Source organism: Arthrobacter sp. CMU6 (assembly GCF_059090205.1).
The window spans coordinates 23,798-49,202 of record NZ_JBNHFL010000012.1; the positions used below are offsets into that span (position 1 = coordinate 23,798).

General features: G+C 66.7%; 21 protein-coding genes and 1 pseudogene. 6 read left to right on the forward strand and 16 right to left on the reverse strand.

What is annotated here, in order from left to right:
• The first annotated feature begins 80 nt into the window (after positions 1–80).
• A complete protein-coding gene (locus tag AC5RWD_RS10260; protein ID WP_494019903.1) occupies positions 81–2,033 on the forward strand; it encodes a M13 family metallopeptidase in 1,953 nt (650 codons plus the stop codon).
• A gap of 138 nt (positions 2,034–2,171) precedes the next feature.
• Here the strand turns inward: AC5RWD_RS10260 and AC5RWD_RS10265 are convergent, their stop codons facing one another.
• From AC5RWD_RS10265 to AC5RWD_RS10285, 5 genes are all read right to left on the reverse strand, one after another.
• Positions 2,172–3,749: an LCP family protein gene (locus AC5RWD_RS10265; RefSeq protein ID WP_494019904.1), complete on the reverse strand. Its 1,578-nt coding sequence runs from the start codon at positions 3,747–3,749 to the stop codon at positions 2,172–2,174.
• 143 nt (positions 3,750–3,892) lie between these two features.
• Positions 3,893–4,852 (reverse strand): GTPase Era, encoded by a 960-nt coding sequence (gene era / locus AC5RWD_RS10270; RefSeq protein ID WP_494019905.1) that lies wholly within the window; start codon positions 4,850–4,852, stop codon positions 3,893–3,895.
• Entirely contained in the window at positions 4,836–6,167 is a 1,332-nt protein-coding gene (locus AC5RWD_RS10275; protein ID WP_494019906.1) for a hemolysin family protein, read from the reverse strand. The genes era and AC5RWD_RS10275 overlap by 17 nt, the downstream gene beginning before the upstream one ends.
• Entirely contained in the window at positions 6,164–6,637 is a 474-nt protein-coding gene (ybeY, locus tag AC5RWD_RS10280) for an rRNA maturation RNase YbeY (RefSeq protein ID WP_306923804.1), read from the reverse strand. The genes AC5RWD_RS10275 and ybeY overlap by 4 nt, the downstream gene beginning before the upstream one ends.
• Positions 6,621–7,721: a PhoH family protein gene (locus tag AC5RWD_RS10285; protein ID WP_494019907.1), complete on the reverse strand. Its 1,101-nt coding sequence runs from the start codon at positions 7,719–7,721 to the stop codon at positions 6,621–6,623. Before AC5RWD_RS10285 ends, ybeY begins: the two co-directional genes overlap by 17 nt.
• Positions 7,722–7,953: 232 nt before the next feature.
• Between AC5RWD_RS10285 and AC5RWD_RS10290 the strand changes: the two genes are divergently transcribed.
• A complete protein-coding gene (locus AC5RWD_RS10290; RefSeq protein WP_494019908.1) occupies positions 7,954–8,985 on the forward strand; it encodes a GerMN domain-containing protein in 1,032 nt (343 codons plus the stop codon).
• Between the two features lie 2 nt (positions 8,986–8,987).
• On the opposite strand, the gene AC5RWD_RS10295 is transcribed toward AC5RWD_RS10290, so the two are convergent.
• Genes AC5RWD_RS10295 through hrcA form a run of 3 tightly spaced genes read right to left on the reverse strand, consistent with a single transcriptional unit; the run spans position 8,988 to position 11,957 of the window.
• The gene (locus AC5RWD_RS10295) at positions 8,988–9,758 is read right to left on the reverse strand and encodes a 16S rRNA (uracil(1498)-N(3))-methyltransferase (RefSeq protein ID WP_494019909.1); all 771 of its coding nucleotides are present in this window, start codon (positions 9,756–9,758) and stop codon (positions 8,988–8,990) included.
• Between the two features lie 2 nt (positions 9,759–9,760).
• Positions 9,761–10,885, reverse strand: coding sequence for a molecular chaperone DnaJ (gene dnaJ, locus AC5RWD_RS10300; RefSeq protein ID WP_494019910.1), 1,125 nt, complete (start codon positions 10,883–10,885; stop codon positions 9,761–9,763).
• 58 nt (positions 10,886–10,943) lie between these two features.
• A complete protein-coding gene (hrcA, locus tag AC5RWD_RS10305) occupies positions 10,944–11,957 on the reverse strand; it encodes a heat-inducible transcriptional repressor HrcA (RefSeq protein ID WP_494019911.1) in 1,014 nt (337 codons plus the stop codon).
• 212 nt (positions 11,958–12,169) lie between these two features.
• On the opposite strand from hrcA, the gene AC5RWD_RS10310 reads away from it, so the two are divergent.
• Together AC5RWD_RS10310 and AC5RWD_RS10315 are read left to right on the forward strand one after the other, a co-directional pair.
• Positions 12,170–13,021 carry a DUF3097 domain-containing protein gene (locus AC5RWD_RS10310; protein ID WP_494019912.1) on the forward strand — a complete coding sequence of 284 codons (852 nt, stop codon included), beginning with the start codon at positions 12,170–12,172 and terminating at the stop codon, positions 13,019–13,021.
• Positions 13,022–13,144: 123 nt separating this feature from the next.
• Complete coding sequence (locus tag AC5RWD_RS10315; RefSeq protein ID WP_003800826.1) at positions 13,145–13,564, forward strand: DUF4870 domain-containing protein; 420 nt, start codon at positions 13,145–13,147, stop codon at positions 13,562–13,564.
• A 124-nt stretch (positions 13,565–13,688) separates the two neighbouring features.
• Here AC5RWD_RS10315 and hemW read toward each other — a convergent pair whose 3' ends face one another.
• Positions 13,689–14,918, reverse strand: a complete 1,230-nt coding sequence (gene hemW, locus AC5RWD_RS10320) for a radical SAM family heme chaperone HemW (protein ID WP_494019913.1) — start codon at positions 14,916–14,918, stop codon at positions 13,689–13,691.
• Between the two features lie 36 nt (positions 14,919–14,954).
• Positions 14,955–16,808 (reverse strand): translation elongation factor 4, encoded by a 1,854-nt coding sequence (gene lepA / locus AC5RWD_RS10325; RefSeq protein WP_494019914.1) that lies wholly within the window; start codon positions 16,806–16,808, stop codon positions 14,955–14,957.
• Between the two features lie 182 nt (positions 16,809–16,990).
• On the opposite strand from lepA, the gene AC5RWD_RS10330 reads away from it, so the two are divergent.
• Positions 16,991–17,551 (forward strand): type II toxin-antitoxin system PemK/MazF family toxin, encoded by a 561-nt coding sequence (locus AC5RWD_RS10330; protein ID WP_494019915.1) that lies wholly within the window; start codon positions 16,991–16,993, stop codon positions 17,549–17,551.
• 185 nt (positions 17,552–17,736) lie between these two features.
• Complete coding sequence (gene rpsT, locus AC5RWD_RS10335; RefSeq protein ID WP_003800822.1) at positions 17,737–17,997, forward strand: 30S ribosomal protein S20; 261 nt, start codon at positions 17,737–17,739, stop codon at positions 17,995–17,997.
• A 219-nt stretch (positions 17,998–18,216) separates the two neighbouring features.
• Here rpsT and holA read toward each other — a convergent pair whose 3' ends face one another.
• The 6 genes and pseudogenes from holA to AC5RWD_RS10365 form a co-directional block, all read right to left on the reverse strand.
• On the reverse strand, positions 18,217–19,230 hold the full coding sequence (holA, locus tag AC5RWD_RS10340; RefSeq protein ID WP_494019916.1) for a DNA polymerase III subunit delta: 1,014 nt from the start codon (positions 19,228–19,230) through the stop codon (positions 18,217–18,219).
• A complete protein-coding gene (locus tag AC5RWD_RS10345; protein ID WP_494019917.1) occupies positions 19,167–20,954 on the reverse strand; it encodes a ComEC/Rec2 family competence protein in 1,788 nt (595 codons plus the stop codon). The genes holA and AC5RWD_RS10345 overlap by 64 nt, the downstream gene beginning before the upstream one ends.
• 160 nt (positions 20,955–21,114) lie before the next feature.
• Positions 21,115–22,026 (reverse strand): ComEA family DNA-binding protein, encoded by a 912-nt coding sequence (locus AC5RWD_RS10350; RefSeq protein ID WP_494019918.1) that lies wholly within the window; start codon positions 22,024–22,026, stop codon positions 21,115–21,117.
• Positions 22,027–22,239: 213 nt separating this feature from the next.
• Positions 22,240–22,425: a hypothetical protein gene (locus AC5RWD_RS10355; RefSeq protein ID WP_307103089.1), complete on the reverse strand. Its 186-nt coding sequence runs from the start codon at positions 22,423–22,425 to the stop codon at positions 22,240–22,242.
• 176 nt (positions 22,426–22,601) lie between these two features.
• Positions 22,602–24,247 (reverse strand): annotated as a pseudogene (locus tag AC5RWD_RS10360) (HNH endonuclease signature motif containing protein).
• 126 nt (positions 24,248–24,373) lie between these two features.
• The gene (locus tag AC5RWD_RS10365; RefSeq protein ID WP_494019974.1) at positions 24,374–25,402 is read right to left on the reverse strand and encodes a DegV family protein; all 1,029 of its coding nucleotides are present in this window, start codon (positions 25,400–25,402) and stop codon (positions 24,374–24,376) included.
• Positions 25,403–25,405: the final 3 nt, after the last annotated feature.

Consider the following 25,405-nt stretch of genomic DNA (forward strand, 5'->3'; position numbering starts at 1 on the left):
CAACACCTCCCGCAACGTCCACCATGCAGACGCTGCACCGGTGAAAGTGCCGGCAGCAGCCCGTCATCGAAGGAGCTCCTGTGCCAATTTCGGGGATCGCCCTGTCAAACATCGACCGCAGCGTGAGGCCACAGGACGACCTCTACCAGCATGTGAACGGTGCCTGGCTCAAGGACACCACCATCCCTGACGACCGCCCGCTGGAAGGCACATTCACAGCCCTTCGCGACGGCGCCGAGCTGGCGGTCAAGGAAATCATCGAGGAGGCCGCGGCCAAGGGATCCGAGGCCAGCGGCATCGAGCGGAAAATCGGCGACCTCTACAGCAGCTTCATGGATGAGGCTGCAGTCGAGGCCAAAGGCCTGGACCCCATCCGCGGACGCCTGGCCGAGGTCTTCGCCACGGCCAGCATTTCCGAGCTGCTGGCACTGGCCGGCCGGCTCTTCCGCGCAGATGTTTCGGGACTCTTCTACATTTACCCTGCCCCCGACGCCGGCAACCCCGACCGCGTTCTGCTGTACACGGGCCAGGGCGGCCTCGGGCTCCCCGACGAGTCCTATTACCGCGAAGAGAAATTCGCCCCGGTGGTGGAGTCTTACCGGGAGTACGTGGGCACCATGTTCGGCCTGGCCGGCGTGGCAGACCCGGAAAACGCCGCGGCCCGCGTGGTGGCGCTGGAGACCGCCCTCGCCTCGCACCACTGGGACAACGTGACGCTCCGCGATCCACAGAAGACGTACAACCTGAAGTCTGCGGACGAGGCACGCGAGCTGTTCCCCCTGCTGGACACGTGGTTTGACGCCGCAGACATCGCCGCGGACAAGCGCCAGGAGATCGTGGTCAGCACCCCTGACTTCTTTGCCGGCGCAGCCGCCCTCCTGGATTCGGAATCGTTGCCGGTGTGGCAGGAATGGCTTGCCCTGCGGGTCATCAACTCGGCAGCCCCGTACCTGTCGTCAGCGTTTGTAGACACGAACTTCGCCTTCTACGGCACCACCATCAGCGGCACACCGCGGAACAAGGACCGCTGGAAGCGTGGGGTCGCCGTCGTCGAGGCAGCACTGGGCGAGGCCGTGGGCCAGATCTATGTGGCCAAGCATTTCCCGGAGGGCCACAAGGCCCGCATGCAGACGCTCGTGGGCAACCTGATCGAGGCCTACCGGCACAGCATCAGCGCCCTGGAATGGATGGGCGAGGACACCAAAGCCGAGGCGCTCCGGAAACTGGGGGCCTTCCGGGCAAAGATCGGCTTCCCCGACGAGTGGATCGACTACTCGGCAGTGGTGATCGACCCCGCAGACCTGCTGGGGAACGTCGAACGGGCTCACAATGCCGACGTCGACCGGCACCTGGACGAGGTGGGCAAGCCGGTGGACCGCAACAAGTGGCTCATGACGCCGCAGACCGTCAACGCGTACTACCACCCGATGCTGAACGAGATCGTCTTCCCGGCAGCCATCCTGCAGCCGCCGTTCTTCACCGCCGAAGCGGACGACGCCGTGAACTACGGCGGCATCGGGGCTGTGATCGGACACGAGATCGGCCATGGCTTCGATGACCAGGGCTCACAGTTCGACGGCACGGGCGAGCTGCGCAACTGGTGGACCGAGGACGACCGGAAGGCCTTCGAAGCCCTGACCGCACGCCTCGTGGACCAGTTCGACGCACTGTCCCCGTACGCCGCGCCCGGGCACAACGTCAACGGCAAGCTCACGCTGGGCGAAAACATCGGCGACCTTGGCGGGCTCACCATTGCCCACAAGGCCTACCGCCTCAGCCTCGACGGGCAGGAACCTCCCGTACTCGACGGCCTGACAGGAGAGCAGCGCTTCTTCGCCTCCTGGGCTGCCGGGTGGCGCCAGGTGATCCGCACTGAAGAGGCTATCCGTCGCCTCGCCACGGACCCGCACTCCCCCAACGAGTTCCGCACCAACGCCATTGCCAAGAACCTCGATTCCTTCCACGCCGCGTTCGGCGTCACGGAGGAGGACGGCATGTGGATGCCTCCGGCGGAGCGCGTCAGCATCTGGTGAGCGCAGAAATGCCGGGCCGCCCCTGTTCGGGGCGGCCCGGCATTTTTGTATCCGGCCTACCTTCTGTCTGCGGCCCACCTTGTCCGTGGCACACTTTCCCGGGGCGTGCCGGACGGCCTGGAGATCACATCTGGACGATCACTGCTGGACGATCAGCTCCGGGTTTGCCTGCTGGCAGACGGTGTCGCTGGCTGTCTGGTTGACGATGTCCTTGGGAACGGTGGTCTTGCCGTACTTGGTTCCGGACGGGAAGTCGCTGCCCAGGTACAGCTGCACCCCCGCGACGCCGGACGACGGCGCCACCTGGGCGGCCGGAATCCCGAACAGGGCTGCCACATCTGCGGCGACGTCCGCGAACTCGGGTCCGTAGTAGACCATGGTCTTTGGCGTGGTGTCGGCCTCCAGCTGCCCCACCTGGGTGAAGCCGCCAGCAACAACGGCCTCAACGATTTCCTGCGTCCTGGTGGCTGATCCGGTTCCGTTGGCCACGGTGACCGGCTGCAGCGCCTTGTCATACGGCGCCGCGGTCGGCTTCGGTGTGGGCTTGGGGGTGGAGCTGGCCGAAGGCGTGGGCGTCGGCGACGGCGAAGGGGTCTCTTTCCCGTCCGGGTCCGTCAGGTCGACGTCCTTCCGCAGTGCTGCGAACAGCTGGGAGGCGGCCGGCTGGGCGGCTTCGAGCCTGTTGGGATCGTCGGTGGCAGGGACAGTGGGCAGGGCCACGAAGGCGACCTTGCCGACGTCGATCGTCTTCAGCCGGTTGGCGATGGTGATCATCGACGGAACGGAGGCGAGCCCGTCGTCGACGGTCAGGTTCTTGGTGATGACATCAGCGATGTTCAGCAGCTTCGCCGGGTTGGAGAGGGTGCCGTCATCCTTGATCTTCCGGGTCAGCGAGGACAGGAAGCCCTGCTGCGCCTTGATCCGGCCGAGGTCGCCGCCGTCGCCGAAGGCGTGGCGTGTGCGCAGGAACGCGAGGGCCTGTTCGCCCTGCACCTGGGAGGTGCCCTTGGGAAGCCGCAGCCGCGAGTCCGGGTCATAGACGGCATCGCTGATGCACACGGCGACGCCGCCCACGGCGTTCGACAGCTCCTTGACGGCGTTGAAGTCCGCCATCATGAAGTGGTCCACCTCCATGCCGGTCAGCTTGTTGACCGTGTCCACGGCGCAGCCGATGCCGGCTTCCTTCATGGCCTCATTGATCATGATGCCGGTGCGGGCCGGGTACTGCTTGCCGGTCTTCTGGTCGGTGCACTTGGGGATATCCACGAGCAGGTCGCGGGGGAAGCTGATGACGTTGACCCGCTTGTTGTCCTCGGAGATGTCCATGAGCATCATGACGTCGGAATTGCCGTAGCCGGTGGAATCCTCGGTGCTGCCGTAGTTCGAGTTCTTGCCGTCACGGGTGTCGGAGCCGAGAATCAGGATCTGGAGCCTGCCGGTGGCGTCGTCCGTTGTGTCCGTGCGGCTGCTGCCGGCGCCCAGTGCGGCCGTGGAGATGTTGGACTGGAGCCGGAAGTACCAGTAGCCGGCAAAGGCCAGGCCACCGACCAGGACCAGGGCGACGACGGCGGTGGTCACCTTGAGCCACGTGGGCATGTGGCGCACATTCAGGTGCCGGGCAGCGCCCAGCTTGGAGTCCTCGGCATGCCGGGCAGCTGGCTCGGAGCGGGCGGGTGTGCCCGGTCCTTGGGCGCGGTTGTCGCGGCGTCGCACCACAGGGTGTACCTTCCTCGAAAAAATGGGATCCGGCCCATTTTAGTGGCCGTTTCTGGGAAAACGCCGGACATCCGGCGTGCGCGGCCCGGCGCGCGGGCAGCAGCCCCGGAATACAGGCGGCAGCGGAAAGCAGGCGGCAGCGGTCAGAACCCGAGCTTCACCAGCTGCTTGGGATCGCGCTGCCAGTCCTTTGCCACCTTGACGTGCAGATCGAGGTAGATGCGGGTGCCCAGGAGGGCCTCGATGCCCTTCCTGGCATTGGTGCCCACTTCGCGCAGGCGGCTTCCTCCTTTGCCGATGATGATGGCCTTCTGCGACGGGCGCTCCACGTAGAGGTTGACGCGGACGTCCAGGAGCGGGTTGTCTTCGGTCCGGCCCTCGCGCGGAACGATTTCCTCCACCACCACGGCCAGGGAGTGCGGCAGCTCGTCGCGAACACCCTCCAGTGCAGCCTCGCGGATGAGTTCGGCCACCATGACGGCTTCCGGCTCATCGGTCAGCTCCCCGTCCGGGTAGAGTGGCGGCGACGGCGGCATGTGGCTGATCAGGACATCCGCCACCGTGCCCACCTGGAACCCGTCCGCGGCCGAGACCGGAACGATGTCCTTCCAACCGTCCTCGCCCAGCACTTCCCTGCCGAGCCCGGCGACGGCGAGCAGCTGCTCCGTCAGGGCCTGCCGGTCCACCAGGTCTGCCTTGGTGACGAGGGCAATCACCGGCTTGCGGCCGACGGCGGCGAGCTGGGCAGCAATGAATTTGTCACCGGGGCCGATCTTCTCATTGGCGGGGATGCAGAACCCGATGGCGTCCACTTCTGAGAGTGTGTCGGCCACGAGGTCATTGAGCCGCTTGCCCAGCAGGGTGCGTGGCCGGTGCAGGCCCGGGGTATCGACCAGGATCAGCTGGGCGTCCTCGCGGTGGACGATCCCCCGGATGGTGTGCCGCGTGGTCTGCGGCTTGGCGGACGTGATGGCCACCTTCTTGCCCACGAGGGCGTTGGTGAGGGTTGATTTGCCCGCGTTGGGCCGGCCCACCAGCACCGCGAATCCGGCATGGTACCCGCCGAACGGCTCGCCGCCGTCGGCCTTATTCTGCTTGCTCACGTGGAACTCCCTGTTGCATTGATTCGGCCTCGTCGAGAAGTTCTTCAAGGTCAGTGTGTTCTTTCGGCGCAACGGCCGCAATAATGTGGCTGACGCGGTTCCGGCGGCCCTCCAGCCGCTCAGCGCGCAGCGAGACGCCGTCGACATCGACGGCGCTGCCCACGATCGGGACCCGGCCAAGGGCCTTGGCCAGCAGGCCGCCCACGGTGTCCACTTCGTCGTCGTCCAGTTCGATGCCGAACAGCTCGCCGAGGTCGTCGATTCCCATCCGGGCGCTGACCCGATATGTGCCGTCGCCCAGATCGACGACGGCGGCACTTTCCGAGTCGTATTCATCCACGATTTCGCCGACGAGCTCTTCGATCAGATCCTCGAGGGTCACCAGCCCTGCGGTCCCGCCGTATTCGTCAATGACGATGGCCACGTGGGTTGACTCCTTTTGAAGTTCCCGCAGGAGGTCGCTCACCGGCTTGGAATCGGGAACGTAGCGGACCTCGCGGGCCAGCACGTCCACCACCGGAGGTTCGGCTTCCGGGTCCATGCCGTGAATAGCGGCAGCCACATCCTTGAGGTAGATAATGCCAAGGATCTGGTCGGTGTTTTCGCCGATGACGGGGATCCTGGAATACCCCGATCTCAGGAACAGTGCCATCGCGCTGTGGAGGCTCGAGCCGGCGTCGATGGTCAGGATGTCCGTCCGCGGCACCATGACCGCGCGGACCAGCGTGTCGCCGAACTCGAAAACGGACTGGATGAGTTCGGCCTCGTTGTCCTCGATCATGTCCGACTCGGTGGCCCGGTCAACCAGTTCGCGGAACTCCTCCTCGCTGAAGTAGGAGTCGTCTCCGTTGGGTGAACCCGGGGCCACGGAGCTGCCCAGCCGGACCAGCCAGGCGGGGATGGGTCCGAGAATCCAGGCCAGGAACCGGACCATCGACGCCGAATACTGGGCCACGGCCGCCGGATGCGAACGGCCCAGCTGGCGCGGCGAGACCCCCACCAGTACAAACCCGAGGATCGCCATGATGCCCGTGGCGGCCAGGCCGGCCATCCAGACGTTGTCGAGCAGGCTGTAAAGCAGCACGGCCACTGCCACGGCAGAGGCCGACTCGAACCAGATCCGCCAGAAACGCAGGGCACGCATGTGCGTCATCGGCTGCTCGAGAATCCTCCGCAACGCCGGCCCCTGGCTCCCCTGCAACGCCTGCTCGGCGTCGTGGCGCGGAAGAAAGCTGAACGCCGCCTCGGCAGCAGTCAGCAGCGCTGCGGCACCGAGAAACGCCAGCGCCATGCAGACAAGGAGCAGGGAGGTCACTGGGTGGTCTCGGCCGGTGCTTCTTTGCCGGTGAATGCCGTCAGCAGTTCGCGCTGCAGGCCGAACATTTCTGCCTTCTCCTCGGGTTCGGCGTGGTCATAGCCGAGCAGGTGCAGGATCCCGTGCGTGGTCAGCAGCAGCATCTCGTCCTGCGTGGAGTGTCCGGCGTTCCGGGCCTGGACCTCGGCCACCTGGGGGCAGATGGCGATGTCGCCGAGCATGCCCTGCGGGGTCGGCTTGTCCGGGGTTCCCGGGGTCAGCTCGTCCATGGGCACGGAGAGCACATCGGTGGCGCCGGGCTCATCCATGAGCTCGATGTGCAGCTTTTCCATGGCGGGCTCGTCCACCAGCAGAATGGACAGCTCCGCCTGCGGATGGATGTACAGCTGCTCGAAGATGAAGCGTGCCAACGCCACCAGCCGGGCTTCGTCCACCTGGATGCCGGATTCGTTGTTAACTTCGATGCTCATGCGTGCTCTCCCGTCGTTCCCGGGGAACGGAATGCTTGACCCGGTTGCGTTGTGCCTCGTCCCAGATGCTGTAGGCGTTGACGATGTCCCCCACCAGGCGGTGGCGGACGACGTCGGCGGCGTCCAGAACGGAGAAGCTGACGTCGTCGATTCCGCTGAGGATCTCCTCGACGATGCGCAGGCCGGAGCGGGTTCCGAACGGAAGGTCCACCTGCGTGACGTCGCCGGTGACCACCATCTTGGAGCCGAAGCCGAGCCGGGTGAGGAACATCTTCATCTGTTCCGGCGTGGTGTTCTGTGCCTCGTCAAGAATGATGAAGGCGTCGTTCAGGGTCCGGCCCCTCATGTAGGCCAGCGGCGCCACTTCAATGGTTCCGGCCGCCATCAGCCGGGGAATGGACTCGGGGTCCATCATGTCGTGAAGCGCGTCGTAGAGCGGCCGCAGGTACGGGTCGATCTTGTCGCTGAGCGTGCCGGGCAGGAAACCGAGCCGTTCGCCCGCTTCAACAGCGGGGCGCGTGAGGATGATCCGGCTGACTTCCTTCTGCTGCAGGGCCTGCACCGCCTTGGCCACGGCGAGGTAGGTCTTGCCGGTACCGGCGGGGCCGATCCCGAAGATCACGGTGTTCGCGTCGATGGCGTCCACATAGTTCTTCTGGTTCAGCGTCTTGGGCCGGATGGTCTTGCCGCGGCTGGACAGGATGTCGTGCGTCAGCACCTCCACCGGATTCTGCAGCGACTGGCTGCGCAGCAGCGACACCAACTGCTGGAGGACTGCCGGCGTGATCACGGTGCCGCGGGCCACGAGGCCCCGGACCTCGTGGAGCAGGCGCATGATCCGCGGAACATCGGCTGCGGGCCCGTTGATGGAGAGTTCGTTGCCGCGGACGTGGAAACTGACGGCCGGGAACTGGTCCTCGATGAAGCGGAGGGCCTCGTCGTGGCTGCCCAGCGACTGCACCATCTGATCAGAGTTATCGAAGATGACCACCTCCGTCCGGACACCGGGAAGAGTATGGGGGAATTCGCCCGTGGTGCGATCCCCCGTGTTGAGGCGGCGCTTTCCGTTTGCTGATTCAGTCATGGTGACGGCCCTAGGGCCTTCGGTTCCCTCCAGTTCGGAATATAACTCGTTTGTGTCTCTACATCTTACGCCAGCGCACGCCCAAGCCTGCCGCCCCGGAAGGTGACGGCGGCCCGCAATGTTGTAACACGTTCCCGCAATTAGATATCAACTTTGTATCGGCCTCATATCGTTCCCGTTGCAGTTCGGCCGCCTGCCGCAAAAGGCACGCAGGGCTCCAAAGTCTCGTGTAATGCTGGAAAAGGACCCCGCCGGCAACGGTCCGGGATGCCCGCACGCAACAGCTCATTTTGAAGGGATCGCCAGCATCAGTCAGCAAGGAACTCCTGGCCGGAAAGTACCGCGGACGCGCTCCGTGCTGCTGTCCGCGCTGCTTCCGGCTGCCCTGCTGCTGTCGGGGTGCATCGCTGATCCCGATCCCGCAGTGACGTCCGCGAACTCGCCGACGTCCTCGTCGCGCCGGGCCGCGGGCACGGACGGCGTTCCCACCACCAGCGCGCCGCTTGAAACGACGCAGTCGTCCAACAAGGCGCCGGTCTACTGGATCGGGCGGAGCAACAGCAACGTCTTCCTGTACCGCGAGTTCCGCGACGTGCCGGACGATGAGAACCCGATCACGCGGGCCCTCCGCGCCATGATGTCGGAGACCCCGCTGGATCCGGACTTCTTCACGCCGTGGCAGAACCCCAAGAACCTCGCGACGTCGATCTCGGGCACCAACGTCATTACCGTGGACGTTTCCGCCGATGCATTCAACAGCAACCTTGATGCGGACATGGCCCAGCGGGCCATCCAGCAACTGGTGTACACAGCAACGGCCGCTGGAGCCAGCTCGGGCCTGATTGATGCCGGCCAGCAAATCGAAGTGGTGATCCTGGTGGACGGGCACACCGATTACCTGGCCTTCAAGCACGTCAAGCTCGGCGCCCCCACGGCCCGCAGCGCCGGAATGGTGGCGCCGGTATGGATCATCGATCCGCAGCAGGGCACCGAAGTCGGCGACGGCCGGGTCAAGATCTCCGGGCGAAGCACCGTCCCCAGCGGCAAACTCCACTGGCGCATCCTCAAGGTCCAGGACAACGGCGACAAGGAAAGCTACCTGACCGGCGAAGCCACGGCCGCCGCGGATCCCGCCGCCTCCGGAGTCTTCGGCATCACGGTCAATCTGGCGCCGGGCAACTACGAGGTGCGCGTCTCGCAGATCAATCCGGGCAAGCCCGAGGACGAACTCAACGTGGACAGCCGCGGATTCTCAGTCCGCTAAAGCTACCACCGGCCCAGGATGTCACTGGCCACCACGACGCCGGCAGGTCCCGCCGTCGATGACCGCAGGACGTGCGGCCCCAGCAGGGCCGTGACCGCCCCGGCGCTGCACAGCCGGGTGACCTCACGCGGACTGATGCCACCTTCGGGACCAACGATGAGGAATATCTCGCTGGGGCCGGACGCCTCCTGGCGCTCCTCAGACCACTTGCCGAGAACCCGCCGAAGCGGCGTAACCGCGTCCTCGTGCAGAATCACGGCAAGGCCGGCTCCCGCCACTTCCTTGGCCAGCGCCTGGGTGTCGACGGCGGGGCGCACCTCGGGGATCCAGGCTCGGCGCGCCTGCTTGGCGGCGGCCGTCACGGTGGACTGCCACTTCCCGTGGGCTTTCGCCGCCCGGTCACCCTTCCACCTGACAATGGACCGTTCCGACTGCCATGGGACCACGGCGTCGACGCCCAACTCGGTGGCGGTTTCGATCGCGAGTTCGTCCCTGTCACCCTTGGCGAGTGCCTGCACCAGCACCAGGCGGACATCCGGCCGCGGCTCCGCGCTGACGGACGTGCATTCGACCGTCAGCGCGGCGGGGGCGGCATCCGTCACGGTTCCGGTGATGCGTTTGCCGGCGCCGTCGGCAATGTCCACCTGTTCCCCCACGGCCAGGCGCTTGACGGTCACCGCATGCCGGGCCTCCGCGCCGTCGAGCACAAACACAGAACCGGGGACCGTTCCGTCCAGCGCGCCGGCCGGGGTGAAGAAAACGGGGTTGCTCACCGCTACAGGTTACCGAGGCGGTCCCGCAGCTTGGCGAAGACGCCGCCGCTGGCTGCGAGCTTGCCCTCGGAGAACTGCTCGCCGCGGAGCTTTGCCAGCTGCCGAAGCAGGTCCTCCTGGGCGGGGTCGAGCTTGGACGGGGTTTCCACCTGCAGGTGGACCTTGAGGTCACCGCGTCCGTAGCCGCGAAGGTGGGTGACGCCGAGGCCGCGGAGGGTGATGATCTCGCCCGACTGCGTGCCCGCCTTGACGTCGATCTCCTGCTTGCCGTCGAAGGTCTCCAGGCTCAGCTCGGTGCCAAGGGCAGCGGCAGTCATGGGGATGTTCAGGGTCGCGTGGAGGTCATCGCCCTCGCGGACGTAGGTGGCGTCGTTGTTGACCCGGATTTCCACGTAGAGGTCGCCGGACGGGCCGCCCGCGGGGCCGGCTTCACCCTGACCGGAGAGCTGGATCCGCGTTCCGGTGGCAACGCCGGCCGGAACCTTGATGGTCAGGGACCGGCGGCTGCGGATGCGGCCCTGGCCGCTGCACTCGTTGCAAGGGTCCTTGATGACCGTGCCGAAGCCCTCGCAGGATCCGCAGGGTGCGGCGGTCATGACCTGGCCGAGGATGGAACGGACCGCCCGCTGCACCTGGCCGCTGCCGCCACAGATGTCGCAGCGTTCCGGGTGGCTTCCCTCGCGGCAGCAGGAGCCTTCACAGGTGGGGCAGGTGACGGCCGTGTCCACTTCCAGCTTCTTGTTGACGCCGAAGACAGCATCGCGGAGGTCGATCCGGACGCTGATAAGCGCGTCCTGGCCGCGGCGGACACGCGACGCGGGCCCGGACGTGCCGCCGGCGCCGAAGAAGGTGTCAAAGATGTCCTGGAACGCGAAGCCCTGGCCGGCGTAGCCGCCGCCGAAGCCGTTGTCGGTGCCGTTCTCGTTGCCCGTGGTGTCGTAGACCCTGCGCTTCTGCGGATCGGACAGCACCTCGTAAGCGTGGGTGACGGCCTTGAACCGTTCGGCGGCGTCGTCCCCGGGGTTGACGTCCGGGTGAAGCGAGCGGGCCAGCTTGCGGTAGGCCTTTTTGATCTCCTCGCCGGTGGCTTCCGGGGAGACTCCAAGAACGTCGTAGTGGCTGCTCAAAGTTCGTATCTCTTCCTGGTTGTACTGCCTGTGGTCAAAGAATGTCCGGGGCGTGCTGTCACGGGCCCAGAATCCTCGAAAGGTAGCGGGCCACCGCGCGCACGGCGGCCATGGTGGTGGGGTAGTCCATCCGGGTGGGGCCGAGGATGCCCACCTTGGCTGTGGCGTCGGGGCCGTAGCCGGTGGCCACAACCGACGCCTCGGCCAGCCCGTCGTAGGGGTTCTCCCGGCCGATGCTGACGGCCACGCCGCGAGGGTCCTGCGCCATGTCGCTCAGGAGCCGCAGCATCACCACCTGCTCCTCGAGGGCCTCCAGCACGGGTCCGATGCTGAGCGGGAAGTCAACATTGGACCGCGCCAGGTTGGCCGTTCCGGCAAGGACCATCCGGTCTTCCCGGCTGTTGTGGGCGAGGCCCTCAAGCCCTTTGCCGAGGGCCATGGCGACGGGGCGTTCGGCGGGAGTGCAGCCGGCCACGACGGCGGCCAGGTGCTGGGGCAGCATGGCCACCGGTGTTCCGGCCACACCGGTCAGGAACCGGGTGCGCAGTGCGGCGACCGTGTCGTCCGACAGGTCCTGCCCGGCGTCGACGACGCGCTGGTCAACCTTGCCGGAGTCGGCGATCAGCACGATCAGCACCTTCCGGGGCGCCAGCAGCACGAATTCAATGTGCCGCACCACGGCGCGGCTCAGGTGCGGGTACTGCACGACGGCGACCTGGTTGGTCAGCTGCGACAGGAGCCGGGCCGTCCGGTCCAGGACGTCGTCAAGATCCTCGGACCCCTCGAGCAGGGTCTGGATGGCGCGCTTCTCCGCCGGGGAGAGCGGCTTGACCGCCGAGATCTGGTCGACGAACAGGCGGTAACCCTTGTCCGTGGGAATCCTGCCCGCGCTGGTGTGCGGGGCGGTGATGAGGCCCTCGTCCTCCAGCGCCGCCATGTCGTTGCGGATGGTGGCGCTGGAAACGCCGAGGTGGTGTCGCTCCACCAGGGCCTTGGAGCCGACGGGTTCGCGGGAATGGACATAGTCCTCCACGATGGCGCGCAGCACCTCAAGCTTCCGTGGTTCGCTCACAGTCCACCTCCTTTTGGCCGTAACCGCGCGGGGCATTAATCCTGCCCGCAGACGCTGTGGTTAGCACTCGACATGCCTAAGTGCTAACAAGTCTAATATGAGTCGCCGCGTTGTTAGCATTGGTACCGCTCCGGGCGAAATTCCGGGCGCCTGTCCCCCGGCGGCATCCCCGCGGCCGGAGCGGCTCCTTCCGAGTGCAGAGCGGTGAACGAATGCAGTACCAGACCTGGGGCCCGCAGGAAATGGCAGCGCCCGCGAAGAACAGCCTTCCCGAGGTGCCGGTGGAGCGCGGCATGGTGCTCGAGGACGTCCAGTCCGGCTGGGTGGGTGCAGTAACCCGGGTGGAGAAGTCCGGCGGCATGCACCTGGTGGCGCTCGAAGACCGCCGCGGAAAGTCGCGGTCCTTCAAACTGGGCTTCGGATTCCTCCTGGAGGGGCAGCCGATCCGGCTGATGCCCCCGGCCCCCAAAGCGAAGCCCGCAGGGCAGGGCGCTGCACGGACGGCGTCGGGTTCGGTGCGGGTGGAAGGGCAGCGCGCGCAGGTCGCCAAGGCCAGCCGGATCTGGGTTGAAGGCAAGCATGACGCCGAACTCGTGGAAAAAGTCTGGGGTGACGATCTCCGGGTGGAGGGCATCGTCGTCGAACCCCTCCATGGCATCGACGACCTGGCGGCGGCCGTCGCCTCCTTCCGCCCCGGTCCCGGCCGTCGGCTGGGCGTTCTGGTGGACCACCTGGTCCCCGATTCCAAGGAGTCCAGGATCGCCGACGCCGTGATGGCGTCCCCCGGCGCCGCCGGGAACGTGCTGATCGTGGGCCACCCCTACGTCGACGTCTGGCAGGCGATCCGGCCCTCCGTACTGGGCATCCCGCAGTGGCCTGTGGTGCCGCGCGGCACTGACTGGAAAACCGGCATCCTGACGGCCTTCGGCTGGCCGCACGAGACGAAGGAAGACATCGGCCTCGGCTGGCAGAAACTCCTCGGCGCCGTGCGCACCTACGCTGACCTGGAGCCGGCCCTCCTGGGCCGGGTGGAAGAGGTCATCGATTTCCTAACAGTTCCGTAGCTCCGGTCCCGCGATTGGGCGTTGAGCCCGCGATTGCCCTACGGGCCGGTATCCTTGGTACGGCGCCACCGCACCGCGGGCCCGGCGCCACCATCGCACCAACGCAAGCTAAAGGAAGACACCGTGGCAGAAGACGCTCGCGACCGCAGGGACACACAGTCCGGCCAGGACCTGCCCCAGTACCATGGGGTTCCGGCCAACGCGCTTCCGCTGACCGCCAGCGAGGACCGGCAGTGGGCCACCCTCGCGCACTTCGGCGGCATCCTCGGCTGTGTTCCGGCACTGCTGATTTACTTGATCTTCCGTGACCGCGGCCCGTTCACCGCGCAGGAGTCCAAAGAAGCCCTCAACTTCACCCTGCCGCCGACGATTGCAGCCTTCGTGGCCAACCTCCTGGTGCTTCTTCCCGTCGTCGGCAACCTGTTCGCTGTCGTGGCCACGCTCATCTGGATTGCGCTGACCTGCTTCGCGGTGTCCGCCGGCGTGCACGTCAACAAGGGCCAGCCGCACCGGTACCAGTACAACCTCCGCTGGATCAAGTAGTCCCCATAGTCCTCACGAGGACAGCGGCCCCAGACCTGTTTCATTCGGGTCTGGGGCCGCTGTCTGTCAGTCACGCCTGCGGTTGTTTGGGCCATGCTCGGGTGGTGCCAGCCGGGCTGGAGATTCAGTCCGGCAGGATCCTGCGGACCACGGCGTCCGCCAGCAGGCGGCCCTTCAGGGTGAGGACCAGGCGCCCCCGGAAGGCATCTTCGGGCACCACGAGGCCGTCGGCGATCAGGCCGGCCACGGCCTTCTTTCCGGTCGGCGAGAGGGCAGCAGTTTCCAGCCCCGAGGAAAGCCGGGCTTCCAGCATGACTTTTTCGACGTTGCGGGTTTCCGCGTCGAGGGTCTCGCGTCCGGCAGCGGGCGAGACACCTGAGCCGAGCCTGCCGGCATACGCGGTGGGGTGCTTGACGTTCCACCAGCGCACCCCGCCCACGTGCGAGTGCGCGCCCGGGCCGATGCCCCACCAGTCATCCCCGCGCCAGTAGGCGAGGTTGTGGCGGCACGCCTGCTCCGGCGTCGCGGACCAGTTGCTGACCTCGTACCAGTGCAGGCCGGCGTCGGAGATCATCCGGTCGGCGAGTTCGTATTTGTCGGCGTGGTCGTCGTCGTCGATTTCCGGAACTTCGCCACGGCGGATCTGGGCGGCGAGCTTGGTGCCGTCCTCAATGATCAGCGCATAGGCGCTGATGTGGTCCGGCCGGTACGACAGTGCGGTCTCCAGCGAAAAGCGCCAGTCCTCGATTGACTCGCCGGGTGTGCCGTAGATCAGGTCCAGGCTGACGGCCAGTCCGGCGTCGCGCGCCCACTCCACCACGAGCGGGACACGGCTCGGAGTGTGGGTGCGGTCGAGGACCTTCAGCACGTGGGGGACGGCGGACTGCATGCCGAAGGAGACCCTTGTAAAGCCGGCGTCGGCGAGCAGCTGCAGGGACTCCGGCGTGACGGAATCCGGGTTGGCCTCCGTGGTCACTTCGGCACCGGGCTCGATTCCCCACGTGTCGATGGCGGCACGGAGGATTCTGGCGAGGTCCTCGGCAGGCAGGAGCGTGGGCGTGCCGCCGCCGAAGAACACGGTGCTCAGCTTGCGCGCCGGCAGGCCCGACTCCGCCAGGACACGCGCGGCAAAAACCACCTCCGAGATGGCGGTGGAGGCGTACGCGTCCTGGGACGCGCCGCCGCCGAGCTCGGTGGCGGTGTAGGTGTTGAAGTCGCAGTAACCGCAGCGCACCGCGCAAAACGGGATGTGCACGTAGAGCCCGAAGGCCCGGTTGGCTGCACCGTCAGCCGCCTGCTGCGGCAGCAGGCCGTCCGACGGCGCGGGGTCACCCAGGGGAAGAACGCTAGGCATGCGTGCGGCCTCCGGAGGTTCCGGCCACGGTCATCACTACTTCTTGGCCTTGTCCTTGGATTCGTCGGTGGTCAGGGCCGCGATGAAGGCTTCCTGCGGCACTTCTACGCGCCCCACCATCTTCATGCGCTTCTTGCCTTCCTTCTGCTTTTCCAGCAGTTTGCGCTTACGGGAGATGTCACCGCCGTAGCACTTGGCAAGGACGTCCTTGCGGATGGCGCGGATGGACTCGCGGGCGATGATCCGGGAGCCGATGGCGGCCTGGATGGGCACCTCGAACTGCTGGCGCGGGATGAGTTCGCGCAGCTTGCCGGTCATCATCACGCCGTAGGCGTAGGCCTTGTCCTTGTGGGTGATGGCGCTGAACGCGTCCACCTGTTCGCCCTGGAGCAGGATGTCCACCTTGACCAGGTCGGCGACCTGTTCGCCGTCGGCCTTCCAGTCCAGCGAGGCATAGCCGCGCGTCTTGGACTTGAGCAGGTCGAAGAAGTCGAAGACGATTTCGGCCAGCGGCATCCAGTACCGCAGTTCAACCCGGTCCTCGGACAGGTAGTCCATGCCGCGCATGACGCCGCGGCGGCCCTGGCAGAGTTCCATAATGGCGCCGACGAACTCGTTGGGCGCGAGGATTGTCGCGGCCACCATGGGTTCGCGGACCTCGTTGATCTTCCCGGAGGGGAACTCGCTGGGGTTCGTCACGGTGATCACGTTCTTGTCCTCGAGCGTGACCTCGTAGACGACGTTCGGCGCCGTGGAGATCAGGTCCAGGTTGAATTCGCGTTCGAGGCGCTCACGGACGATCTCCAGGTGCAGCAGGCCGAGGAAGCCCACGCGGAAGCCGAAGCCCAGGGCTGCGGAGGTTTCCGGTTCGTAGATCAGGGCGGCGTCGTTCAGCTTGAGCTTGTCCAGCGCGTCACGCAGCACCGGGTAGTCGGTGCCATCCAGCGGGTAGAGGCCCGAAAACACCATCGGCTTGGGGTCCGCGTAGCCGCTCAGCGATTCCGCAGCCGGCTTGGCGAGGTTGGTGACGGTGTCGCCCACCTTCGACTGGCGGACATCCTTCACGCCGGTGATGAGATATCCCACCTCACCGACGCCCAGGCCCTTGGACGGAATCGGTTCCGGGGAGCTGACGCCGATTTCCAGGAGTTCGTGGCTGGCCCTGGTGGACATCATCTGGATGCGCTCACGCGGGTGCAGCATGCCGTCCACCACGCGGACATAGGTGACGACGCCGCGGTACGTGTCGTAGACGGAGTCGAAGATCATGGCCCGGGCAGGCGCCTCGGGGTCGCCGACGGGTGCGGGCAGGTCGCGCACGATCTTGTCCAGCAGTGCTTCGACACCGACGCCGGTCTTGCCCGAGACCAGCAGCACGTCTTCGGGCTCGCCGCCGATCAGGCTGGCCAGTTCGGCGGCGTACTTCTCCGGCTGCGCGGCCGGCAGGTCGATCTTGTTAAGGACCGGGATGATGGTGAGGTCGTTCTCCATGGCCAGATACAGGTTGGCGAGCGTCTGGGCCTCAATGCCCTGCGCTGCGTCCACCAGCAGAACGGCGCCCTCGCAGGCGGCGAGGGAACGGGACACCTCATAAGTGAAGTCCACGTGGCCCGGCGTGTCGATCATATTCAGGGCGTAGCTCACGCCATCGAGCTCCCAGGGCATACGGACAGCCTGGGACTTGATGGTGATGCCGCGCTCCCGCTCGATATCCATGCGGTCCAGATACTGGGCCTTCATGTCGCGGGACTGCACGACGCCGGTGAACTGCAGCATGCGGTCGGCCAGGGTGGACTTACCGTGGTCAATGTGCGCGATGATGCAGAAATTCCGAATAATGGCCGGATCTGTCGCGGCGGGCACCGGGGCGGTGCGGGCCATGGGAGACACGCAGGGTCCTTACTGTTGGCATTTCAGCGGCGTTGTTCAGGCTGAACTCTGGCCATCCTGCTGCCTGCCGCAATATCTGAACCTCTAGTCTCCCACGTCCGGGGCGCTGGCAGTACATTTTGCACGGCCTGCACGTCCGGAGGTCCGGCAGCCCCGGGGGTCGCGAAGGTAGGGTGGCCCGCATGGCCTTGAACTTCTCCTCCATCGGCGGCGCCGTCCGCGCATCGCTCCGTTTCCTCGGCCTGCTGGGGCAACCGGCGGTCCGGACTCCGGCGCTGCGGTCTCAGGCGCCCGCCCGGGGCAGGTCCGGAAACGCACCCCGGCTCCGGGCCGGCGTAACGGGGACCTACCCGGGCGACTTCACAGGCACGGTGACGCTGCGGTACTCCCCTTCCCCGGACGGGCGCCCGGACCCCGGTGAGATCGCGTGGACCTGGGTTCCCTTCGAAGAGGACCATTCGTGCGGCAAGGACCGGCCGGTCCTCCTTGTTGGCAGCCACGGGCGGTATCTGCTGGGCCTGATGCTGACCAGCAAGGACCATGACGGCCACCGGCGCGCCCGACCCGATTATGTGGATATCGGTATTGGCCCTTGGGACCGGCAGGGCCGACCCAGCGAGGCCAAGCTGGACCGCGTCCTGCAGATCCATCCGGCCGACATCCGGCGCGAGGGGTCGGTTCTGGACCGGAAGAAGTTTAGGCTGGTGGCGGACGAGTTGCGGCGGCTGCACGGCTGGAAATGACCTCGGCGCGCCGTCCGGGCGCTGAATGGCCACAAATGGCCCCGACCTGCTAAGATTCATAGCTGTGTGTCCGTGCAGGTCGACGGTCACTGATGGCTGGCCGCCATAGGTATCCCCACGCCGCTCAGTCAAGGCCAGCTTGAAAGCCCTCTAGACCATTTCCGCATTACAAAGAGAGTTCACACGTGGCAAATATCAAGTCCCAGAAGAAGCGCATCCTGACCAACGAGAAGGCTCGCCTGCGCAACAACGCAGTCAAGTCTGAGCTGAAGACGGCCATCCGCGCCGTCAACACCGCCGTTGAGTCCTCCGACAAGGAAGCTGCTACTACTGCGCTCGTTTCTGCCAGCCGTAAGCTGGACAAGGCTGTCAGCAAGGGTGTTCTGCACAAGAACAACGCTGCAAACCGCAAGTCGGCGATCTCCAAGAAGGTCAACGCACTCTAAGGTTTTCCAGTTCATCTGAACTGATGTTTGTGGCCGGCACCATTGGTGCCGGCCACTTCTCTTTTAACTTCCGACGGCGGCGCTTCCGACGGCGGTCCCTGACCCCGCCCTTATGGTCGCCCACCAGGGCCGCTATGGCTGACTGCGCTCAACGACTGGATCTGTCTGCACAGCCCCCGCCTGGACTACCCCCGTCTGAACTGCCTTGCCGGAGAATTGCTAGCGGCCGCGGGCGGCAGCCGCTATCACCGTCACGGCGTGTTCCACGGCGTAGACGGGATCACGCGACAGTCCCTTGACCTGCGCGTCGGCTTCGGCCGTGACCTGGATGGACCGCGCCAGGCCCTCCGGCGTCCACCTCCGGACGTCCCGCTGTGCCTGCTCCACCAGCCACGGCTGCATGCCCAACTGCTTGGCGATCTGCGCTGCCGAGCCCTTGGCGCCGGCGACCTTGGCGACGGTCCGCAGCTTCGCTGCCAGGGCCGCGACCAGCGGCACCGGGTCTGCGCCTGTCGCCAGTGCATGACGGAGTGTGGACAGGGCCACGGGACCGTTGCCTGCCATCGCGGCATCGGCCACCTTGAAGGCCGTTGCTTCCACCCTGCCGCCGTAATAGCGGTCGACCATGTCAGCGTCAACGGCAGTGGAGGCGTCGGCAATGAGCTGGCTGCATGCCGCCGCCAACTCTGAGAGGTTGGCGCCGACCGCGTTGACCAAGGACTGCACTGCTTCAGGGGTGATCCGCCTGCCGGCGGCCTTGAACTCCGAGGTGACAAAGGCGGTCTTTTCCGCATCCTTTTTCAGCGGCTGGCAGTCGACAGTCGGCCATCCGCCGGCCTTCACGGCATCGAGGAGCTTCTTGCCCCGGGTTCCGCCACTGTGCCGGAGCACGAGGACAGCGTCCTGTTCCACGTGCTTGAGATAGGTCAGTGCGTCCGTCAGGAAGGCGTCGTTCATCGCTTCGAGGCCGTCCACCTCGATCAGCTTGCTTTCGCCGAACAGTGACGGACTGACATTCATGGCCAACGCCCCGGGCTCGTACGCTCCGGCACTGAGCCTGGTAACTTCAACGTCCGGCGCCGCTGCCCGGACCTGTGTCCGGACCCGGTCCATCGCCCGGATGCCGAGGTACTCCTCGGGACCTGTGATCAGGACGACCCCAGCAGGGGTTACGTCCCGCCAGGACGCCGAATTGGCTGCCGGCGCCTTCGGTCGTTGCTGGGCAGCGGCCACTGGTGATTCCTCCCGAAGTTCAGATTGCAGACTCTAAGTCTCCCACGGCCGCTGGGGCTGCCGCGGCGGAACCAGGCCTCCGGCAGCCGGTCGAGGAGCCGGGCGGTGGCGACGTGTGCATCGAGGACGAGCTTGACGGTCCTGGCGGGATGGGCAGCCATCCAAAGGGCGAGCAAAGTCACAATGGAGAACAGCAGCATGGTCAGCAACCCGAACATGCCCTCCGGCCAGGCTGGTGCAGCGCCGGGAAGACTGGCGGTGAACCGGGCGATGGCTGCCACGCCACCGGCAAAGAAGCCGGCCACGCCGATCAGTACTGCCGCCAGCCACGGGGCGAGGGGAAGGAGCGCCATGGCAGCCGTACCAAGGATGGTGACAGGTGCTACGAGTGGGGCAACCAGCACGTTGGCCAGCAGCGAGTACGTCGCAAACTGCGGCTGCAGCACCACGATGACGGGGCCGCACAGCACTTGGGCAGACAGTGGCACGGCGATGGCAGCCGCCCCCCAGCGTGGCACGCTCGCTGGAAACCAGCCCATGATGCACCGGCCCAACACAACGATCCCGAGGGTGGCAAGAACCGAGAGCAGGAATCCGAAGCTGACGCCCAGTTCGGGCTCCACGAGCAGCAGGGAAATCACGGCCAGACAAAGGAAACTCAGTCCTCGGCCGGCCCGGCCGCCTGCCAGGGACACGACAGCAACAGCGCCCATCAGCGAAGCCCGGAGCACGCTGGCATCGGGACCCACCATGAGAACGAACAAGCCGAGGCCGGAGAGAGCGACGGCTGCGGCCGGAATCCTGGCAAGTCGGAGCGAGCGAGCGGCCAATAGCAGGGCGCCAAGTATCAGGCTGCAGTTGGCGCCGGAGACGGCCGTCAGGTGAGTCAGGCCCACGGTTTTCATCGCTGCTTCGAGTTCCTCGCTCAAGCCTCCGGTATCGCCCGTGACCATGCCCGGGAGGAGACCCCTCGCGTCAGGCGCCAGCCAGGCGGCGGCCGAAGCGAAACGCTCGCCCAGAGCAGCAGGCGCCTGCTGCCAATCCAAAGCCGCTGCGAGCCTGGCCGGCGGTGATGACGCGCTCAGGATCGCCGCCTCCACCCGGCCGGCGTCCGGGGGCCGGAGCTTTCCGGTGACCCGGAGCGCCTGGCCGGTGCCGGCGTGCTGCCAATCCTGCCCGCCAATGATGACGAGCGTCAGACGGGCATGAGTTACCTGACCGCCCGACGTCAGTACCCGAGCCGTTGCCCCCACCGCCCAGCGTTCGGCATGCCCGGAGGGGCCGGGCGTCTTGAGGGCACGCGGAGCCCCGGTGATCTCTATTTCCGCCACAACTGATGCCCGTCCGGCGACCAGTCCTGCCACCTGCTGGTCGTGGCGCTGGGCCGACGACACTGCCGAATGAGCGGTCGAGGCTGCGGCAAGCATGAGTGCAGCCGTCAGCGTGGTCAGGAAACTGCGCCGCCAGTTTCCTCCTGTTTTCTTCCGTCGTAGAACCATGGCGAACAGCACTCCGGCCCAAGCGGCGAGACCGCCCCACACAAGCAGGTGTGTTGCCGGCGTCAGCCACGGCCCGGCGATGGTGGCTGCCCACACCAGTAGTGCGGGCGGGGCAAGGCGAAGGTCGGTCCGGCGGCGGTTCAGTTCGGCTGTGGCAGCGTCCTGCTCGTCCGGCAGCAGTCGCTCGCGGAGATCCGCCCGGATCCTTTGCCCGAGCGCACTCACTTGTCCCGGCCGCGACTTGGGCTGTGACGGCAGATCATGAGCGGGCGCGGAATCGCCAGCTGAAGGTTCACCCGGCGTGGAGTCGACCCTTGGGAAATCCACAGCCGCCTGGACATAGCGGTGCCATCGGCTCGGCGCGCGTCCGTTCCTGCTGTCCATTTCAGACGGTCACCAGCGGAAGCAGCGATTCGAGCATTTTGGGGCCCACTCCGTCGACGGCGTCCAGTTCCTCAGGGGACTTGAAGGGTCCCTGCTGTGTGCGCCAGTCGACGATGCGCTGGGCCAATACGGGGCCAACCTTGGGCAGCTCAGCGAGTTCCTCCGCGGTGGCAGTATTGAGGTTGATCTTGCCTCCGCTGCCCTCGCCTGCGGGCCCGGCAGTTCCTTCGGCGGCATCTGCTCCTGATGTGGCGGCCGGGGCGGATTTGTCGGCTGGTGCTGGCTCGCCGCGGCGCGGCACGTAGATTTTCTGGCCGTCCTCCAGCAGGGCAGCGAGGTTAAGCCGGTCGAGGTCGGCCTCCGGACTGGCTCCCCCGGCCGCAGCTATGGCCTCATGTACCCGACTTCCCCGCGGGAGCCGGACCACGCCGGCCTTCTTCACCGCTCCGGCGACGTGCACCACGGCCTTCCCTGCCGGCATCCCCTCATTGCTCGTGGCGTCAGCATCGTTACGGTCAACGCCGTTCCCTTCTCCGTCCGGCGCACTCCTTTCCGTACCGCCATTGTCCGGGCCTCTGCCTTCCTGATCAGGAATGCTGCCAGCCGGTTTTTCCGCCGCGTCATGGCTCACCGAGCTGAGCGGAAGGACAACAGGACCGTTAGCGGCCACCTGCCACCAGAACAAGGCTCCGGCTATCAGAGACAGTACGCCGACCAATGCCGCGGCGCGGACGCCCAGACGCCAGCGGAACCGCGGTTCGGCCACTTCGCCGGATGCTGCGGATCCGGCAGAGCCGGGAGACCCGGCCCGGCGGCCGTAGGTGAAGCCAACCCCCGTTCCCGCCTCCAGCAGTCCTGGAGGGCCGCCCGGTTGTTGCCGGTTGGGCCCTTCATCGACAGGAGATTCCGGCATGGCAGGCTGCCCAAGCGAGGCGGCCAGCCTTCTGGCCGCCTGCCCATCTGTGGCCCTCCGCTGCACGGAGCCGCCTCCATCACCGGGGAGCCTCTCACCAACGCGCAGTTGAGCGCTGGCTGCGGCTCCAGCGGTCCGGCGTGACATATCTACCACGCTAGGAAGCAGGGAGTCCTCCCGACAGCCCCGTCATGTCCTATGTGGATAGCGCCGCTACCGCTGGTACGTGATGTACGCCTCGTACTGCACGCGCCACTTCTCCGGTTCCTTGGGATCGGGGATTGTGGTGGTGAGGAACTGGACGCTCGTCACCTGGCCCTTCAGGTACTTCAGCCATTTCGTGACTTCGTCGGCCACATCCCGGTCAAGCTGGGCGACGTGGTGGACTTGCATTGACATGAAAGCCTCCTTGCTCGGTGGGGAGACTGTACTACCGGTGGGCAGGCGCTGCTAGGCGTGACGAGAAGGCGAACAGGATCTTGGTTTCACCTTGGGCTGGAGGCAGGTTTCGTGCCGCGAAGGCGTGGGCAGCTGTCTTGCCGCGCCGACGGCCGTGGCGTGGGGCAGGCTTCATCCTACGCTGCTGTGGAGGACGCCCAGGCGGGCCATGGGTCCACTGGCAGCGGTGGTTCACTGCCATAGGGAGCCACCGGGCTCGCAACATCGTCAAGGTCCGTCCGGAGCAGCACCGTCAAGGTCGTCGGGAGCTTCCCAAGGTGACGGGTCAGGACAGTCCTGTCCTAGCGACGGTTGAGGCCAGTGTGGTGGTTCCCAGTCCTGTTGTTCGCTGGGGTAGGAGCGGCCTGACGGTGAGATCCAGCCGGGCGGCCTGTCCGGCGTAGCTCCGACAGGTTTCCATGCCGTTTGATGTTTGAGTCTGTGGTGTTTGGGGCAGGGCTGGCCAAGGTTCGTGACGCCGGCGCCGCCGGCGGCCCAGGCGAGGATGTGGTCGGCGTCGTTGTCCAGGGAGTGGTTGTTGCAGGCCGGGAAGGTGCACCGCGCGTCTCTGAGCCGGAGCCATTGGCGCATGGGCTTGGTGAGCCGGTAGCTGGTGCGTCCGATCTCCAGCGGAGCCCCGTCCCGCGGGGCCGTGAGGACCCGCAGGAATGACGTAGCCCCGTCGGCGACGAGCCGGCGGGCCATGACGGCGGGATCGGCCCGTACCCGTCGATTGTGGCTGGTTCCTCGGTCAGGCCGAGCAGCGAGAACACCGGAACCGTGACCAGGACCTGCGCCGCCGGAGACGGAACCTCACCGGCCTGCAGAGGGCTCGCCGGCACGCCACCGGCCTGCTCCTCACCGGACGGCGCCGATCCTGCGGGCAGGGAACCTGCGGGAAACGATCCTGCCGCCCGGTGGCCAGGTGCACGGATAACTCCCGAAGCTGGGCCGAGCAGCCACGCGGCGGCGACGTCCACGCGTAGCTGGGTCAGGGTCCGGGACTCGGTCGGGCCCTGCAGGGCGCGGGCGGCGGTGGTGGCGCGGTCCCAGATCCCGGCAGCCTGGTCCGCGGGCAGATATGCGGACAGCCAGGCCATGCCGTCCCGGTCCGGCGCATACTCCAGCCGGCGGTCCTTCGCACTGTTGCGGTGGCGGGTTTCGATGCCGACGGGATGGTGCCGCTCCCGCCAGTACCGCGCCTTGGCCCGGAACCTGCCTGACGTCAGTTCCCCGGCCGGGCAGCCTCGCGCCGCGTTGGGCGCGTCAGGGTCCAGGAAATGCGCCTCAAATGCGGCTGCAGCGGCCAGGTCCAGGCCGTCTGTTTCATCGCACATCACCCGGGCGTGCTGCCAGGACAGGGTCCCCGCCCTGAGCGCGGCCAGCGTCAAGGGCAGGCCCGTGCTTAGCGTGGCGGATTCAGCCAGGAACCGTGCCGCCGACCTTTCACTCACCGTCAGCGCACACGCCACCGGCGCAGTCACAGACATCTGCCGGACCTCACGGTCCCGCAGGCTCTCAGCCGGCGCCGCCAATGCCGCGGAAGTGTTGTCATACTCGGCAACGAGATGGACTTTCAACGCGGCCACCCGGGCCTCGAGCCTGGCCGCCTCCGCCAGCCCGTCCAGGCACGCATCCGCCCGCTCCTGCAAAGGGTCCACCTGACCCGGGACAAGTACATTCGGACCGGCGCCAGCACCAGTCACCAGCGCGCCGCCCGTCCGCGGCGGGCCAAAACAGCAAGCGCCGAGAAGGAAGCACCGACTGCCTTCACCGCCTCCACAACTGCACTGTCCTTCCTGCCGAAAGCATCGCACGGGCACCGACATTAAACGCCGCCCACAGAAGCGCGGTACAAGGGGCGCTGTACAGGAACCGGATCAGGGCTTCGGGCGCACCCTGCGAAGGTTCAGGATGCGGCCTCAGTGCCACCGGCATCGGCGGCGAGGCAACCGGCAACCGACGAGCTGCTCTCCCCCACGATCACCGCGAGGACGCCAAGCCCGGCGTGCGCCGCCAGGACGGCAGGCAGGGAGCTGATCTGGGCCGGCGGAATGGCCGGGAGCTTCGCCGCAAGCCGGGCTGCGAGCATCTCGGCCTCGGGCTGGTTTCCAAAGTGGTGGATGGCGAGCCGTGCCTCCCCCCGAGGCCGCCCGGCGGCCTCCGCCACCACGATCTCCTCAAGCCGGGCAATGGCTTTCGCGGCGGAGCGGACCTTTTCCAGCGGAACGATCTTGCCGTCGTCGACCGCGAGAAGTGGTTTGATGGCGAGCATGGCCCCGACCAGGGAGGCTGCAGCGCCGATGCGTCCGCCACGCCGCAACTGTTCCAGGCTGGGCACGTAGAAATACACTTTGGACCTCGCCGCGCGTTCCTCGGCGAGCCGGCGCACTTCGCTGGCATCGCGGCCGTCCGCCGCTGCCACCACGGCGCTCTGGACGGCGAGTCCCTGTGCCATTCCCACGGTGCGGGTGTCCAGCACCTCCACGGGGATCTTCACCCGGCCGGCAGCGAGGCGGGCGGCATCAGCGGTGCCGGATAGGCCTCCGGAAATATGAATGGACACAACGGACTCAAAGCCCTGCCGTTCGGCGGCCAGATAGGCCTGCTCAAACTGCCCCGGCGACGGCCGGGAGGTCTTTACGGGCGTCGCGGCGGCCAGGGCTACGGCGATGGTACCGGCGATGTCATCCCGGCCCTCGCCGTAGATCTCCTCACCCACCATGACGGGCATGGGGATGACGGCCAGCCGGCCGTTGATGGAGAAGGCCCGCACCCAGTCGGCGGGCAGGGCGGCGGCGGAGTCCGTCACCACGGCAGTGCGGACGACGACGGCGGGCTCACCCGTGGGCGGGGCCTGACCCGGCCTGGTGGCCTGGCGGAGACGGACCAGGTGCTCCTTCAACCACAGCCAGGCTGCCGGTTCGCGGTCAATCAGGGC

Bases quoted from the DNA above. Each gene is read 5' to 3' on its own strand.
- ybeY (WP_306923804.1), bottom strand. From the start codon at position 6,637: ATGAGCATCGAAGTTAACAACGAATCCGGCATCCAGGTGGACGAAGCC.
- AC5RWD_RS10285 (WP_494019907.1), bottom strand. From the start codon at position 7,721: ATGACTGAATCAGCAAACGGAAAGCGCCGCCTCAACACGGGGGATCGC.
- AC5RWD_RS10290 (WP_494019908.1), top strand. From the start codon at position 7,954: ATGCTGGAAAAGGACCCCGCCGGCAACGGTCCGGGATGCCCGCACGCA.
- AC5RWD_RS10310 (WP_494019912.1), top strand. From the start codon at position 12,170: ATGCAGTACCAGACCTGGGGCCCGCAGGAAATGGCAGCGCCCGCGAAG.
- hemW (WP_494019913.1), bottom strand. From the start codon at position 14,918: ATGCCTAGCGTTCTTCCCCTGGGTGACCCCGCGCCGTCGGACGGCCTG.
- AC5RWD_RS10330 (WP_494019915.1), top strand. From the start codon at position 16,991: ATGGCCTTGAACTTCTCCTCCATCGGCGGCGCCGTCCGCGCATCGCTC.
- AC5RWD_RS10350 (WP_494019918.1), bottom strand. From the start codon at position 22,026: ATGCCGGAATCTCCTGTCGATGAAGGGCCCAACCGGCAACAACCGGGC.
- AC5RWD_RS10355 (WP_307103089.1), bottom strand. From the start codon at position 22,425: ATGTCAATGCAAGTCCACCACGTCGCCCAGCTTGACCGGGATGTGGCC.